Below are 14,262 nucleotides of genomic sequence, written 5' to 3' on the forward strand. Positions count from 1 at the left end.
TGAGCCTCCATACAGATGAGGGCAAACTGCCTGCAGGACACTGCCGCCAACGGGGCACGATATGGACGTTGTAAAAAGCCTCAAACCAGGTAAAAACGGCACCAAACGCTTTGTCGAACGCTACGGCGACGACCTGATTGCCGTACGCTACCGTCACGACGCCGAACAACAGATCAGCTACACCACCGTCGAACTGATCGTCGAACGCAAACACAAAGCACCGAAAACACGCGCCCAAACGCCCAAACAAGCAACGGCGTTGGTATTCGTGCGCGTAGGTTTTCATGAGAAGGACATGCAACTGGCGGTAAAGCAGGCGGGCGGTAAGTGGCAGCCTGAAGAAAAGGCATGGTTGCTAAGTTACAAAGCAGCAGTAGAGCTTGGACTGCAAGAACGGATCATCAATAGCTGATGGTCAGATATGGATACGAGATAGCCAGATTTGGATACTTATTGCCAGAGATGGCAATAGCGTGCAGATATGGATATGTCGTCTAATTATAGTTAGGCCAGGAAATAGAATGCCGTTAAACCACTCATCGCAGTATTCAGAACTCACCGACGAGCACTTCAAAGCTATCGGCAAGCTCACAGTTGAGTGGTCGAATATTGAGTTCCTGCTTGGAGAATTGCTTTCTCGCCTATTGGTAACTCCGGCTTTCTTAGCGCGCACCTACACTGATCATATGTCCGGAGCAAAGCGCCAAGAGGCCATCAGAGAAGCCTGCGAAATACATAGATATCGATATGGCTATAAGCTAGTAAACGAAGAGCAGATTAAACAAATCCAAGCAATAAACAATCAGATCACACCACTTAGATCAACCAGAAATAAATTCGCCCATTTCTGCTGGTCACGGAGCAATGACGAGGAGATTTTTGGCACAAATTTCTCTGGCGGCATTCCCGAGGGAAACAAGCATAGGAAAAAATTTGCTTCCTTCACCGTGACCGAACTAGCCGCGCTTCACCAAAAAGCATATGCAATCGTGGATCTACTATCAGACCTAATCCAGAAACTCCCTGAAATGGAAGAGGAAGGCTTAACTAGCAAAGTCACTAAGCGTTAACTCGCCGGTGCAGCCCAAGCCTAACAAATGGTTCAAGTCGTTCGCTTCGCTCACTCGGGACCGGCTAAAGCCGGCCCCTTAACCAAACGTTAGACGCCAGACCCAGATCAGGAATGCCCCATGCAAGACATTTTCAACTCAATCAAAGCGTATCTCTATGACCGTGCAGTAAGTCCACTAACAGGCGCCTTCATAGTGGCGTGGTCGGCTTGGAACTATCGTTTCTTTGTCGTGCTATTTTCCGATGGCTTAAAAACCCCTGCGGAAAAATTCAACGAAATCAATTTGCTTTTCGAGCCTTATAACTTTGCAATTGGAAATATTGACCTACTGGTCAGTGGAAAGATTCTAGATGGAGCTTTAGCTCCTGCAGCGCTAGCACTAGCTTACCTCTATGCCTACCCATTATTTGCAAAGCCCGTATATGAGCACAGCTTAAAAAGGCAAAAAGAATTAAGAGAGATAAAGCAGAAGCAAGATGACCAAAAACTTCTTAGCGTCGAGGAATCGCGAGAACTTTATCGACGGCTTGCACAAATCAAATCGAAATACCAAGATGAAATTGACAGCCTAAACAATCAAGTATCAAGCCTGAATAGCCATATTGAGACTTTAGAAAAAAATACAAACCTAGAAATAACAAGAGAAATAGTTGAAAAGCCAAGCGATCAAAGTCTGAATGATGAAGAACTCCAGGAATATGATGCATTTATAAACAAGTCTCTAAATGAACGCGGGACTGGCCTTTTCTATCTAAACGAACTATTTGGCCAGAATCAATGGTCGGAAATTCCTGTATCAACAAGACAAACGCTCGGAAAGCGCTTTCGATCGCAAGTTGAACGCGGCGATTTTGTCGGAGTGACGACCAATGGAAAGAACTCTGGAAATCAACAGCAATATAAGAAAATCCTGCGAGATTAACGTCACGTCTAACAACTGGTTCAAACCGTTCGCTTCGCTCACTGGGACGGGCTAAAGCCCGCCCCTTAACCAAACGTTAGGCATCAAGGAAAATCGCAATGCAACTCCTAGCCTTAGCACTTGTGTGCCTTGTTGTACTTTTCGTCCTCAAGCGACTTTTTGCATTAATTAGATCGAACAATAAGAAAAACGATCTCCACGATGTTGTCGAAGATATAGCTCTAGCCAGTAAAGTTGCCGCAGCGATTGGAGCTATATCTCTTTACTTTCTCGCCCCAGCCGGAATTTTAGCCTTTTTTGTCGCCCCGCCATTAATTGTAGCTATAGCACCTGCATTAGGAATTTTTGCGGCAGGAGCTTATGTAGTTCATGCCATTGCCAAACTTTACGACAAAAAAAGAAAGAAACAGGATAAAGCCTAACAATTGGTTCAAAACGTTCGCTTCGCTCACTGGGACCGGCTAAAGCCGGCCCCTTAACCAAACGTTATAAGTCATAGGGAATCGTTAAACCGCATGAAGAAAGCAACAATATTTATTGCAGCACTTATGTCTGGCTGTGCCGAAATGCCAGCATATAGCAACATTGAATCTGATTTTATTGATGAATCAAAATATGTGACTCTGGAAACAGACACCTATGCTGAAAGAAAGAACAGATCGCTTCTAAGTTTAGAAGCAAATCTAAACATCATAAGAATAAATGGAAAGAAAGTAGGCGACATCCCGTTTTCAACATACTACTACAGAAATGACTCCCCTCAGAAAGCACTATTAAAACCTGGAAAATACACAATACAACTTGAATACAAACTACCAAGTCATTTTTTGTTTGCTGACTTAGAATTCATGGGGCGCGCCGGACAAAAAATCTTAGCAAAATCAGCTTATATTGGTTTAAATCGAGTTGATGTATGGCTTGAGGACGCTGAGACAGGAGAGAAAATAAGCAGTCGCGTTAAATAACGTCCAGCAATGCTCACTGGGGCGGCCTAACACCCGCCCTTCAAGCTGAGCCCTGCACTCCAATCGACACAATTGGTGGTCAGCGCCAGCAGCACTGCGCGCTCGTCAGTCCTATCCCGCACCGCGCACCACTTCCCACCGAAAACCCGGATAATGGCCGCCATTCGTTTAGTCCGTATTCTGGTAATCCCGCATGGAAATCAAGGTCAAGTTTCTCGACAACCTCCGACTTGAAGCCAAGTTCGATGACTTCACGGTGGTGGCTGACCAGCCCATCCGCTACAAGGGCGATGGCTCGGCGCCGGGGCCATTTGATTACTTCCTGGCCTCTTCGGCGCTGTGTGCGGCGTACTTTGTGAAGCTGTATTGCGACACGCGCAATATCCCCACCGACAACATCCGCCTGTCGCAGAACAACATCGTTGACCCGGAGAACCGCTACGCGCAGATCTTCAAGATCCAGGTCGAATTGCCGGCGGATATCTCCGAGAAGGATCGCCTGGGCATTCTGCGCTCCATCGACCGCTGCACGGTGAAGAAGGTGGTTCAGCAAGGTCCCGAGTTCATCATCGAAGAAGTCGACAACCTGGATGCCGACGCCCAGGCCTTGCTGATGCCTGTGGCGGGAACCAGCACCTACATTCCCGGCAAGGACCTGCCGCTGGAAGAAACCATCGCCAATATGTCGGGCATCATGGCCAAGCTCGGCATGAAGATTGAGATCGCCTCATGGCGCAATATCGTGCCCAACGTGTGGTCGTTGCATATCCGCGATGCGCAGTCGCCGATGTGTTTTACCAACGGCAAGGGCGCGACCAAGGAGAGCGCGCTGGCCTCGGCGCTGGGCGAGTTTATCGAGCGGCTGAACTGCAACTTCTTCTACAACGATCAGTTCTGGGGCGAGGAGATCGCCAATGCGGCGTTTGTGCATTACCCGGACGAGCGCTGGTTCAAGCCGGGGCCCAAGGATGCGCTGCCGGCTGAGATTCTCGACGACTACTGCCTGGCGATTTACAACTCGGACGACGAGCTGCGCGGCTCGCACCTGTATGACACCAACTCCGGCAACACCCTGCGCGGCATCTGCTCGCTGCCGTTTGTACGTCAGTCCGATGGCGAGGTGGTGTACTTCCCGTCCAACCTGATCGAAAACCTCTACCTCAGTAATGGCATGAGCGCCGGCAACACCCTGGCCGAGGCGCAGGTGCAGTGCCTGTCGGAAATCTTCGAGCGTGCAGTCAAACGCGAAATCCTCGAAGGCGAGCTGTGCCTTCCGGACGTGCCAGCCGATGTGCTGGTCAAGTACCCGAGCATCGTTGCCGGCATTCAGGGCCTGGAAGCTCAGGGCTTCCCGGTATTGGTGAAGGACGCCTCGCTGGGCGGCGAATTCCCGGTGATGTGCGTGACCCTGATGAACCCGCGCACCGGCGGCGTGTTCGCCTCGTTCGGCGCGCACCCCAGCTTTGAGGTGGCGCTGGAACGCAGCCTGACCGAGCTGCTGCAAGGCCGCAGCTTCGAGGGTTTGAATGATCTGCCGCCACCGACCTTTGAAAGCCAGGCGCTGATGGAGCCGAACAACTTCGTTGAGCATTTCATCGACTCCAGCGGTGTGGTGTCGTGGCGCTTCTTCAGTGCTAAAGCCGATTACGAATTCGTCGAGTGGGACTTCTCCGGCCAGGGCGCAGACTCGAACGAGCAGGAAGCCGCAACGCTGTTCGGCATCCTCGAAGAGCTGGGCAAAGAAGCCTATATGGCGGTGTACGAGCACCTGGGCGCCACTGCCTGCCGCATCCTGGTACCGGGCTATTCGGAGATTTATCCGGTTGAGGACCTGATCTGGGATAACACCAACAAGGCGCTGCTGTTCCGCGCGGACATCCTCAACCTGCACAGCCTGAATGATCGCGGCCTGAAATCTCTGCTGCGCAACCTGGAAAACAGCGATGTCGACGATTACACCGACATCACCACGCTGATCGGCGTCGAGTTCGACGACAACACGGTGTGGGGCCAGCTGACCATTCTGGAGCTGAAGCTGCTGATCCACCTCGCCCTTAAGAAGTACGACGACGCCAAAGAACTTGTGGAAATGTTCCTGCAGTACAACGACAACACCGTCGAGCGCGGCCTGTTCTATCAGGCGTTGAACGCGGCGCTGGAAGTGCAGCTGGACGATGAGCTGGAGATGAGCGACTTCGAACCGAACTTCCGCCGTATGTTTGGCAATGAGCGCATGGACGCAGTGCTCGGCTCGCTGGATGGCAGCGTGCGCTTCTACGGTCTGACGCCGACCAATATGCAGCTGGAGGGACTCGACCGCCACCTGCGCCTGATTGAGAGCTACAAGAAGCTGCACGCGGCGCGAGCCAACGCGAGCGCGGTGTCGGTTTGATCAGATAAAGTGTCGGCTCAACCTTGCCGGGTCGAACTGAGCCTGCACGTAGGCTGCAACATGGCGCAGTTACCTGGTTTAAAAAACGGCCCGCGGGCTGACAGCACGACCTAGGCTGAGCAACACCTCTACACAACCACAACGCACGAGGGAACGTATGAACGTTGTATTAAGGCACTTCAAATGGCTGATGCTGGTATCCGGCGTCCTCACCGCCAGCATGTTCTACGGCCTGTTCGCACCCCAGGCCGCGCTTGAATCGATGTTTGGCGCCACCTTTGCCGGGCCGCTGGAATCTCTGGTGATTCGTAGCTGGTCGGCACTGGTTGGCCTGATAGGCGTCATGCTGATTTATGGCGCGCTGAGCGAAAAACACCGCGCCTTCTGCGCCGCCCTCGCAGCCTCGAGCAAGGCGATTTTCGTTACCCTGGTGCTGGTGTACGGCCAGGCATTTCTCAATAAAGCGGCGGCGGCGATCATCATGGACATTGTGGTGATCAGTGCAACGCTGCTCTTCCTGCTGGCGTTGCGGATCAAGCGCTAGGCGGCCAATAGCGGCCACCAGCCATTATCGTTATCGCTCTTCATGGATGAATGCATGAACAAAAAAATGCTTCTGGGCATCAGCCTGCTGCTGTTGGCAGGTTGCCAGAATGACAAGCTGCGCCAAACCGAGCCCATTACTCAGGCCGTCGAAACGGTTGGAACAGCGACAATCATGGTGATCGCCAAGAACAAGGCCAAGCTGGGCGAAGGTGGTTTCGACTTCAGCGATAACGATAAAGTGCTGCTCTCACAGATGAAGATAAGCCGCACGGTTACCTTTGAAGTACCTTCGGGTCACCATACCTTCGCAGTGTCATCCTGGGGCAGCCCCGCCTATACCCTGCAGGCGCATCTCCCGCCAGCCAGTGAAACCTGTATCCAGGTCACCAGCAACTCCGCGAACTACTTTGGCAAGTTCATCTTCCCACTGATGCGCAATGTCACCCCCACGCATGTTGCGCAGTTCGTGCCCTGCGCGTAGTACTAGGGCGCGGTAGCCAGTACAGCCTGGTTACGGCCCTGGTGTTTGGCCTTGTAGAGCAGGCGGTCGACCGTTTCGATAAAGGCCTGGGGCTGGTCAAGCGGGCCGGGGACAAGGGTGCCGACGCCCAGGCTTAAGGTCAGCAATGGGCCGACCTGGGAATGGGCGTGCTGGATGTTCTGCTCGCAGATCAGCTGGCGGCAGCGCTCGGCGACCTGTGCGGCGGCCTGGGCATCGGTTTCCGGCAGCAGCAGCACAAATTCCTCACCGCCATAGCGAGCCATCAGGTCACGCGGGCGCACGGCAGCGCCACTCAGGGCCTGGCCGACGCTTTTCAGGCAATCGTCGCCCTGGATATGGCCGTAGTGGTCGTTGTATTCCTTGAAGTAGTCGATATCCAGCAGGATCAGTGACAGCGGCTGGCCCGTGCGCTGGGCGTTGCTCCACTCCACCTGCAGGCGGTTGTCGAACATGCGCCGGTTGGCCACGCCGGTGAGGCCATCGAGGTAAGAGAGTTCTTCCAGCTGTTGCTGCAATTGCAGCAGTTGCTGCTCGGTCTGCTTGCGTTCGCTGATGTCGAACATAAAGCCGATCAGCGATTCGACCTCGCCGGCCTCATTACGCAGGACATGCACCACATCGCGAATCCACACGTAGCGGCCGTCGCGGGTCAGGGCGCGGTAATCGGCCTCATGGTCGGTGCCGGCCTGGGACTGCGAGACACAAAAGCCCACCACCGTGTCGCGGTCCTCGGGGTGCATGCGCTCGGCCCAGTCGTTGGCGCTGATCCAACTGGCTTGCGGCCAACCCAGCAGGGTTTCGATCTGCGGGCCGATATAGGCGAAGGTCATGCTGGCCCAGTCGATTTTCCAGGGGATGGCCTTGGTCGACTCCAGCAGGGTTTTGTACACCGCGCTATCGGTAATCATCGAATCAGGCATGGCAGGCAATCCGGGCGGGGTATAGCGCAGGTTGTAACCAAGATCGGCAGCCGACGCAACCGCAGGGCAGATGACCGGCCAGTATTCGCGCAGACAGCACAAGGGCCACGAATGTGGCCCTTGTGCATTGTCCGGGAAAACCACTCAGGCCTGCGCCTGGGCGACTCCCGTGGTTTCATCCATGGCTTGCTGCAGGGCCTTCTTGCGCTTCTCTTCGGCACGGTGGGCGAAGAACCACACCAGGAAGGTGGCGAAAGACACCGCCAGCAGGATCAGGCTGGCCACCGCGTTGATTTCCGGCTTCACGCCCAGACGCACGGCAGAGAAGACTTCCATCGGCAAGGTGGTCGAGCCCGGACCGGAGACGAAGCTGGCGAGTACCAGGTCGTCCAGCGACAGGGCGAAGGACATCATGCCGCCAGCCGCCAGCGAAGGCGCGATCATCGGGATGGTGATCAGGAAGAACACCTTCCACGGCTTGGCCCCCAGGTCCATGGCCGCTTCTTCGATGGACATATCCAGCTCACGCAGGCGCGACGACACCACCACCGCCACATAGGCGGAACAGAAGGTGGTGTGGGCGATCCAGATGGTCAGGATGCCACGCTCGGCAGGCCAGCCGATCAGTTGCGCCATGGCCACGAACAGCAACAGCAGCGACAGACCAGTGATCACCTCGGGCATTACCAGTGGTGCGGTAACCAGGCCACCGAACAGCGTGCGGCCCTTGAAACGGGTCACGCGGGTCAACACAAAGGCCGCCATGGTGCCCAGCGCAACAGCGGCAATCGCGGTGTAGCAGGCGATTTCCAGCGAGCGCATCACCGAGTTCATCAGCTGGGTATTGTCGAGCAGGCCGACGTACCACTTCACCGACCAGCCGCCCCACACCGTCACCAGCCGCGAGGCGTTGAACGAGTAGATGACCAGAATCAGCATCGGCAGGTAGATAAACGCCAGACCGACCCAGAGCATAAAGTTGGAGAAACTGAAACGCTTCATGCCCGGCCCTCCATCTCTTTAGCCTGGTTACGGTTAAACAGAATGATCGGGATGATCAGGATCGCCAGCATTACCACTGCCAGGGCAGACGCCACCGGCCAATCGCGGTTGTTGAAGAACTCCTGCCACAGCACCTTGCCGATCATCAGGGTCTCCGGACCGCCGAGCAGTTCAGGGATCACGAACTCACCCACCACCGGGATAAACACCAGCATGCAACCGGCGATGATGCCGTTCTTGGCCAGCGGCACGGTGATCTTCCAGAAGCTGTTCAAGGTGCTCGACCCCAGATCCGCAGCTGCTTCCAACAGGCTCTGGTCGTGCTTGACCAGGTTGGCGAACAGCGGCAGCACCATGAACGGCAGGTACGAGTAGACGATACCGATATACACCGCCAGGTTAGTGTTGAGGATCTGCAGCGGTTCGCTGATCACCCCCAGCCACATCAGGAAGGCATTGAGCAGGCCGTTGTTGCTGAGGATGCCCATCCAGGCATACACGCGGATCAGGATCGCCGTCCAGGTCGGCATCATGATCAGCAGCAACAGCACCATCTGCTTGTCCTTATCGGCGCGAGCAATGGCGTAGGCCATGGGGAAGCCGATCAGCAGGCAGAGCAGGGTACTGACCGCCGCCATCTTCAGCGAGCCCAGGTAGGCCGCCAGGTACAGCGCATCTTCACTGAGGAAGATGTAGTTACCCAGGTTGATGATCAGCGTGAGCTTGTTTTCCGCCCAGCTGTACACGTCGGTGTATGGCGGGATGGCCACATCGGCTTCGGCAAAGCTGATCTTCAGGACGATGAAGAACGGCAGCATGAAGAACAGGAACAACCACAGGAACGGCACCCCGATTACCAGGTGCCGGCCCTTGGGCAGACGACGGCTGATACTCCGGACGATGTTCATGATTGCAGTACCACGCCGCTGTCGTCTTCCCAGTAGACCACCACCGGATCATCCCAAGTTGGGCGCTTGCCGCGCCGCTCGGCGTTGGCGATGAAGCACTGGACGATCTGCCCGGAGGTGAGTTTGACGTGGTACACCGAGTGACCGCCGAGGTAGGCGATGTCGTGCACGTGGCCATTGCTCCAGTTGTATTCCGGATGCTCATGGTCGCTCGGCAGCGCGGTGGCCATCAGCAGCTTTTCCGGACGCAGGGCGTAGCTGACTTTTTTCTCTTCGGCACGGGTACTGACGCCGTGGCCGATGTAGATCGGCTTGTCCAGGTGCGGGCAACTGATCACCGCGTGGTCCGCTTCGTCGCTGGTGATCTTGCCGTCGAACAGGTTGACGTTGCCGATGAATTCGCAGACCAGACGGCTGGTCGGCGTCTCGTAGATGTCCACCGGGCTGCCGATCTGGGCGATCCAGCCCAGGTGCATGATGGCGATGCGCTGGGCCATGGTCATGGCCTCTTCCTGGTCGTGGGTCACCATGACGCAGGTTACGCCGACCCGCTCGATGATCTCGACAAGCTCAAGCTGCATCTGCGAACGCAGCTTCTTGTCCAGAGCACCCATCGGCTCGTCGAGCAGCAGCAGCTTGGGACGCTTGGCCAGCGAACGGGCCAGGGCCACACGCTGACGCTGGCCGCCGGACAGCTGATGCGGTTTGCGCTTGGCGTACTGGGTCATGTGTACCAGCTTGAGCATCTCTTCGACGCGGGCGTCGATTTCCGCCTTGGGCATCTTGTCCTGCTTGAGGCCGAAGGCAATGTTCTCGGCCACGCTCATGTGCGGGAACAGGGCGTAGGACTGGAACATCATGTTGATCGGCCGCTCGTAGGGCGGCAGGTCGGTGATGTCCTGACCATCGAGGAAAATGCGGCCCTCGGTCGGTCGCTCGAAACCGGCGAGCATGCGCAGCAGGGTCGATTTACCCGAGCCGGAACCACCGAGCAGGGCAAAGATCTCGCCTTTGTTGATGGTCAGAGAGACATCTTCGACGGCCACAGTCTCGTCGAATTTCTTGGTGACGCGCTCGATCTTGACCAGCACCTCTTTCGGTTGCTGATCGCCTTCGAGAACCTTTTTGTAGGCACTGGAAGCAACTGCCATTACCAAAACTCCCGCAAAAGTAGCGCCCGACCCCGCTGGCCGGGCGCTTTGAATTTATTTACCCGACTTGACCTTGGTCCAGCTGCGGGTCATCAAACGTTGCACCTTGACCGGCAACTCCGCCGAGATGAACAACTTGTCCAGCACCGCTTGTGGCGGATACACCGACTCGTCGTTGCGTACTTCCTGATCCATCAGCTCGCCCGCCTTGATATTCGGGTTGGCGTAGCCGACGTAATCGCTGACCCCGGCGATGGCCGCCGGATCGAGCAGATAGTTGATAAAGGCATGGGCCTCTTTCGGATTGCTGGCATCCGCCGGGATGGCGAGCATGTCGAACCACAGGTTGGCGCCTTCCTTGGGGATGCTGTAGGCGATCTCGATGCCTTTGCCCGCGTCTTCGGCACGGTCGGCGGCCTGCAGGATGTCGCCGGAGAAACCAACAGCCACGCAGATATCGCCGTTGGCCAGATCACCGATGTACTTGGAGCTGTGGAAGTAGGTCACGTAAGGACGCACCGCCAGCAGTTTGGCTTCGGCCTTGGCGTAATCCGCCGCATTTTGGGTGTTGGGGTCGAGGCCCAGGTAATTGAGCACGGCCGGAATCATTTCATCGGCCGAGTCGAGGAAGCTCACACCACAGCTGGCGAGTTTCTGCATGTTTTCCGGCTCGAAGACCACAGCCCAGGAGTCGATTTGCTCAACGCCGAGCACTTCCTTGATCTTGGCCACGTTGTAGCCAATACCGTTGGTGCCCCACAGGTACGGCACCGAATACTGGTTACCCGGGTCGTTGACTTCCAGCTGCTTGAGCAGCTGCGGGTCAAGGTTTTCCCAGTTCGGCAGCTGACTGCGGTCGAGCTTCTGAAACGCGCCCGCCTTGATCTGCTTACCGAGGAAATGGTTGGACGGCACCACGATGTCGTAGCCAGAACGGCCCGCCAGCAGTTTGCCTTCCAGGGTTTCATTGGAGTCGAACACGTCGTACAGGGCTTTGATCCCGGTTGCCTTCTGGAAGTCGGCCAGGGTGGTTTCGCCAACATAGTCAGACCAGTTGTAGACCTTGACCACAGGCTCGGCGGCTTGCACGGCGCTGATGCTGACGGCGGCGGCCAACAGGCCCGCCAGAAGAGGGGTACGACGCATAGGAGCTTCCTTATTGTTGTTGAGAGATGGGGCAGGCGAACCCGCCCCATCCAGTACGGCTAAGGCATTAGCGACCCGACTTGATCTTGGTCCAGCTGCGGGTCATCGCGCGTTGCGCGTTGGCCGGCAGGTCCGGGAAGGTGTAGATCTTGGCCATGGTCGCGGCGTCCGGGTAGATGCCCGGGTCGTTACGCAGTGCTTCGTCAACCAGCGGGGTCGCCGCAGCGTTGCCATTGGGGAACTGCACAAAGTTGGTGATGTTGGCCATGACCTCTGGCTTCATCAGGTAGTTGAGGAACACGTGAGCGGCTTCGACGTTCTTCGCATCGGCTGGAATGGCCATCATGTCGAAGAAGCTGCCAGCACCTTCTTTCGGGATGCTGTAGGAGATGTTCACGCCGTTCTTGGCTTCTTCAGCACGGGACTTGGACTGATACAGGTCGCCCGAGTAGCCGATGGCCATGCAGATGTTGCCGTTGGCCAGGTCGCCGATGTACTTGGAGCTGTGGAAGTAGGAGATCGACTTGCGAATCGACAGGAACAGCTCTTCGGCTTTCTTCAGCTCGCCAGCATCGGTGCTGTCCGGCTTGAAGCCCAGGTAGTTGAGCGCAGCCGGCAGAATTTCAGTCGGCGAGTCGAGGAAGGTCACGCCGCAGTCTTTCAGCTTGGCGATGTTTTCCGGTTTGAAAACGATATCCCAGCTGTTGACCGGTACGTCGCCCAGAGCAGCCTTGACCTTGTCGACGTTGTAGCCGAGACCGATGGTGCCCCACATGTAGGGAATCGAGTACTGGTTACCCGGGTCGCTCGGGTCCAGCGCCTTGAGCAGGTTCTTGTCTAGGTTTTCCCAGTTCGGCAGCTTGGACTTGTCCAGCTTCTGGAATACGCCCGCCTTGATCTGCTTGGCCAGGAACGGGTTGGACGGCACCACGATGTCGTAACCGGAGCTGCCGGCCAGCAGTTTGGCTTCCAGGGTTTCGTTGCTGTCAAAGACGTCGTAGACGACCTTGATGCCGGTTTCCTTCTGGAAGTTGTCGAGGGTGTCTTCTGCGATGTAGTCGGACCAGTTGTAAACGTGCAGGACCTTGTCATCCGCGTGCGCGGCACTTACCACAGCCCCAGCAAGGGACAACGCGAGAAGGGTTTTGCCGAATTTTTTCATGCGTACAGCTCCTGTTGTTGTAGTCGTTTCCGGAAGATGCGCGTCATCTGCAGCACCTTCCGGTGAGCCTGACATACGCATTGGCGCAGTCTGGCAAGGTCACCACCCGTTGACAACTTTCAGACATAAGCATCTGAAACCAAAGGTTATTTAACCTTAAACCAGCACCTCTGCGGCAGTCAGGTCGAGGCATTTACGGGCCTTTTCCAGCAGTTCGTCGATCTGCGCATGGCTGATCACCAGCGGCGGCGAAATGATCATGGTGTCGCCCACGGCCCGCATGATCAGACCATTATTAAAGCAGTGGCCGCGGCAAATCATGCCGACGCCGATATCCCCGGCGAAACGCTTGCGGCTGGCCTTGTCCTGAACCAGTTCAATGGCGCCCAACATGCCAACGCCGCGCACCTCACCGACCAGCGGATGATCAGCCAGCTCACGCAAACGCTTTTGCAAGTACGGTGCCGTTTCTGCCTTGACCCGCTCAACAATTTTTTCTTCACGCAGAATGCGCAGGTTTTCCAGGGCCACAGCCGCCGCGACCGGGTGCCCGGAATAGGTGAAGCCGTGGTTGAAGTCACCGCCCTGGTTGAGCACCTCGACGATATCGTCGCGCACAATCAGCCCGCCCATGGGGATGTAGCCGCTGGTCAAACCCTTGGCGATGGTCATCATGTGCGGCGTATTACCGAAGTAATCGCTGCCGAACCATTCACCAGTGCGGCCGAACCCGCAGATCACTTCATCGGCGACAAACAGAATGTCGTACTTGGCGAGGATTTCGCGGATGCGCGGCCAGTAGCTGTCCGGCGGGATGATCACCCCGCCTGCGCCCTGAATCGGCTCGGCAATAAAGGCGGCGACGTTCTCCTCGCCGACTTCGAGAATCTTCGCTTCCAGCTGATCGGCGGCCCAGATACCGAACTCGTCCGGGCTCATGTCGCCGCCCTCACCGAACCAGTAAGGCTGCGGAATATGCACGATGCCCGGAATAGGCAGATCGCCCTGCTCATGCATGTACGTCATGCCGCCCAGGCTGGCACCGGCGACGGTGGAGCCGTGGTAACCGTTGAGGCGGCTGATGATTACCTTCTTGTTCGGCTGGCCTTTGACTGCCCAGTAATGGCGCACCATGCGCAGCATGGTGTCGTTGCCTTCGGAGCCGGAACCGGTGAAGAACACATGGTTCATGCCGGCTGGGGTCAGCTCGGAAATCGCCTTGGCCAGTTCCAGCGCCGGCGGCGTGGCCGTCTGGAAGAACATGTTGTAGTAGGGCAGTTCCTGCATCTGTTTTGCCGCGGCGTCGGCCAGCTCCTTGCGACCATACCCGACGGCAACACACCAGAGCCCGGCCATGGCATCAAGAATCTTGTGGCCTTCGCTGTCCCACAGGTACACCCCGTCGGCTTTGATGATAATGCGCGGCCCGTTTTCCGCCAGCTGCTTGAAGTCGCTGAACGGCGCGAGGTGGTGTTCGCGGCTCATGGCCTGCCACTCGCGGGTTTTCGGGTTGGTCACTTGACTGTTCATAACAACACCTTGGATTACCCGGGCTGCGCACTGCAGCCCGCTAA

The 14,262-nt window shown here is 56.4% G+C and carries 15 protein-coding genes; 8 read left to right on the forward strand and 7 right to left on the reverse strand.

Annotation, left to right across the window (positions count from 1 at the left end; translation table 11 throughout):
* The first annotated feature begins 61 nt into the window (after window positions 1-61).
* The 8 genes from IOD17_RS13530 to IOD17_RS13565 all read left to right on the forward strand — a co-directional run bounded on the left by IOD17_RS13530 (window position 62) and on the right by IOD17_RS13565 (window position 6,378).
* Entirely contained in the window at window positions 62-412 is a 351-nt protein-coding gene (locus IOD17_RS13530; protein ID WP_233685586.1) for a hypothetical protein, read from the forward strand.
* Between the two features lie 109 nt (window positions 413-521).
* The gene (locus tag IOD17_RS13535) at window positions 522-1,070 is read left to right on the forward strand and encodes a hypothetical protein (protein ID WP_233685587.1); all 549 of its coding nucleotides are present in this window, start codon (window positions 522-524) and stop codon (window positions 1,068-1,070) included.
* Between the two features lie 120 nt (window positions 1,071-1,190).
* A complete protein-coding gene (locus tag IOD17_RS13540) occupies window positions 1,191-1,994 on the forward strand; it encodes a DUF1413 domain-containing protein (RefSeq protein WP_233685588.1) in 804 nt (267 codons plus the stop codon).
* A gap of 98 nt (window positions 1,995-2,092) precedes the next feature.
* Window positions 2,093-2,416, forward strand: coding sequence for a hypothetical protein (locus IOD17_RS13545; protein ID WP_233685589.1), 324 nt, complete (start codon window positions 2,093-2,095; stop codon window positions 2,414-2,416).
* Window positions 2,417-2,509: 93 nt separating this feature from the next.
* Window positions 2,510-2,959 carry a DUF2846 domain-containing protein gene (locus tag IOD17_RS13550; protein ID WP_233685590.1) on the forward strand — a complete coding sequence of 150 codons (450 nt, stop codon included), beginning with the start codon at window positions 2,510-2,512 and terminating at the stop codon, window positions 2,957-2,959.
* 193 nt (window positions 2,960-3,152) lie between these two features.
* Complete coding sequence (locus IOD17_RS13555; RefSeq protein WP_233685591.1) at window positions 3,153-5,351, forward strand: OsmC domain/YcaO domain-containing protein; 2,199 nt, start codon at window positions 3,153-3,155, stop codon at window positions 5,349-5,351.
* 157 nt (window positions 5,352-5,508) lie between these two features.
* Window positions 5,509-5,895, forward strand: a complete 387-nt coding sequence (locus tag IOD17_RS13560) for a hypothetical protein (protein ID WP_233685592.1) — start codon at window positions 5,509-5,511, stop codon at window positions 5,893-5,895.
* A gap of 54 nt (window positions 5,896-5,949) precedes the next feature.
* On the forward strand, window positions 5,950-6,378 hold the full coding sequence (locus IOD17_RS13565) for a hypothetical protein (protein ID WP_233685593.1): 429 nt from the start codon (window positions 5,950-5,952) through the stop codon (window positions 6,376-6,378).
* Between the two features lie 2 nt (window positions 6,379-6,380).
* Here the strand turns inward: IOD17_RS13565 and IOD17_RS13570 are convergent, their stop codons facing one another.
* The 7 genes from IOD17_RS13570 to IOD17_RS13600 all read right to left on the reverse strand — a co-directional run bounded on the left by IOD17_RS13570 (window position 6,381) and on the right by IOD17_RS13600 (window position 14,218).
* The gene (locus IOD17_RS13570) at window positions 6,381-7,319 is read right to left on the reverse strand and encodes a sensor domain-containing diguanylate cyclase (protein ID WP_233685594.1); all 939 of its coding nucleotides are present in this window, start codon (window positions 7,317-7,319) and stop codon (window positions 6,381-6,383) included.
* A gap of 144 nt (window positions 7,320-7,463) precedes the next feature.
* Entirely contained in the window at window positions 7,464-8,321 is an 858-nt protein-coding gene (locus tag IOD17_RS13575; RefSeq protein WP_233685595.1) for an ABC transporter permease subunit, read from the reverse strand.
* Window positions 8,318-9,199, reverse strand: a complete 882-nt coding sequence (locus IOD17_RS13580; protein ID WP_233685802.1) for an ABC transporter permease subunit — start codon at window positions 9,197-9,199, stop codon at window positions 8,318-8,320. The genes IOD17_RS13575 and IOD17_RS13580 overlap by 4 nt, the downstream gene beginning before the upstream one ends.
* Before the next feature lie 26 nt (window positions 9,200-9,225).
* Window positions 9,226-10,380, reverse strand: coding sequence for a polyamine ABC transporter ATP-binding protein (gene potA, locus IOD17_RS13585; protein WP_233685596.1), 1,155 nt, complete (start codon window positions 10,378-10,380; stop codon window positions 9,226-9,228).
* A 54-nt stretch (window positions 10,381-10,434) separates the two neighbouring features.
* The gene (locus tag IOD17_RS13590) at window positions 10,435-11,526 is read right to left on the reverse strand and encodes a polyamine ABC transporter substrate-binding protein (protein ID WP_233685597.1); all 1,092 of its coding nucleotides are present in this window, start codon (window positions 11,524-11,526) and stop codon (window positions 10,435-10,437) included.
* A 67-nt stretch (window positions 11,527-11,593) separates the two neighbouring features.
* Window positions 11,594-12,688, reverse strand: a complete 1,095-nt coding sequence (locus IOD17_RS13595) for a polyamine ABC transporter substrate-binding protein (RefSeq protein ID WP_233685598.1) — start codon at window positions 12,686-12,688, stop codon at window positions 11,594-11,596.
* Window positions 12,689-12,844: 156 nt separating this feature from the next.
* The gene (locus tag IOD17_RS13600) at window positions 12,845-14,218 is read right to left on the reverse strand and encodes an aspartate aminotransferase family protein (protein WP_233685599.1); all 1,374 of its coding nucleotides are present in this window, start codon (window positions 14,216-14,218) and stop codon (window positions 12,845-12,847) included.
* Window positions 14,219-14,262 lie beyond the last annotated feature (44 nt).

The organism is Pseudomonas anguilliseptica, from assembly GCF_021375795.1.
Classification (GTDB): domain Bacteria; phylum Pseudomonadota; class Gammaproteobacteria; order Pseudomonadales; family Pseudomonadaceae; genus Aquipseudomonas; species Aquipseudomonas anguilliseptica_A.

Bases quoted from the DNA above. Each gene is read 5' to 3' on its own strand.
- IOD17_RS13555 (WP_233685591.1), top strand. From the start codon at position 3,153: ATGGAAATCAAGGTCAAGTTTCTCGACAACCTCCGACTTGAAGCCAAG.
- IOD17_RS13545 (WP_233685589.1), top strand. From the start codon at position 2,093: ATGCAACTCCTAGCCTTAGCACTTGTGTGCCTTGTTGTACTTTTCGTC.
- IOD17_RS13570 (WP_233685594.1), bottom strand. From the start codon at position 7,319: ATGCCTGATTCGATGATTACCGATAGCGCGGTGTACAAAACCCTGCTG.
- IOD17_RS13550 (WP_233685590.1), top strand. From the start codon at position 2,510: ATGAAGAAAGCAACAATATTTATTGCAGCACTTATGTCTGGCTGTGCC.
- potA (WP_233685596.1), bottom strand. From the start codon at position 10,380: ATGGCAGTTGCTTCCAGTGCCTACAAAAAGGTTCTCGAAGGCGATCAG.
- IOD17_RS13540 (WP_233685588.1), top strand. From the start codon at position 1,191: ATGCAAGACATTTTCAACTCAATCAAAGCGTATCTCTATGACCGTGCA.
- IOD17_RS13535 (WP_233685587.1), top strand. From the start codon at position 522: ATGCCGTTAAACCACTCATCGCAGTATTCAGAACTCACCGACGAGCAC.
- IOD17_RS13565 (WP_233685593.1), top strand. From the start codon at position 5,950: ATGAACAAAAAAATGCTTCTGGGCATCAGCCTGCTGCTGTTGGCAGGT.
- IOD17_RS13590 (WP_233685597.1), bottom strand. From the start codon at position 11,526: ATGCGTCGTACCCCTCTTCTGGCGGGCCTGTTGGCCGCCGCCGTCAGC.
- IOD17_RS13600 (WP_233685599.1), bottom strand. From the start codon at position 14,218: ATGAACAGTCAAGTGACCAACCCGAAAACCCGCGAGTGGCAGGCCATG.
- IOD17_RS13530 (WP_233685586.1), top strand. From the start codon at position 62: ATGGACGTTGTAAAAAGCCTCAAACCAGGTAAAAACGGCACCAAACGC.
- IOD17_RS13575 (WP_233685595.1), bottom strand. From the start codon at position 8,321: ATGAAGCGTTTCAGTTTCTCCAACTTTATGCTCTGGGTCGGTCTGGCG.
- IOD17_RS13560 (WP_233685592.1), top strand. From the start codon at position 5,509: ATGAACGTTGTATTAAGGCACTTCAAATGGCTGATGCTGGTATCCGGC.
- IOD17_RS13595 (WP_233685598.1), bottom strand. From the start codon at position 12,688: ATGAAAAAATTCGGCAAAACCCTTCTCGCGTTGTCCCTTGCTGGGGCT.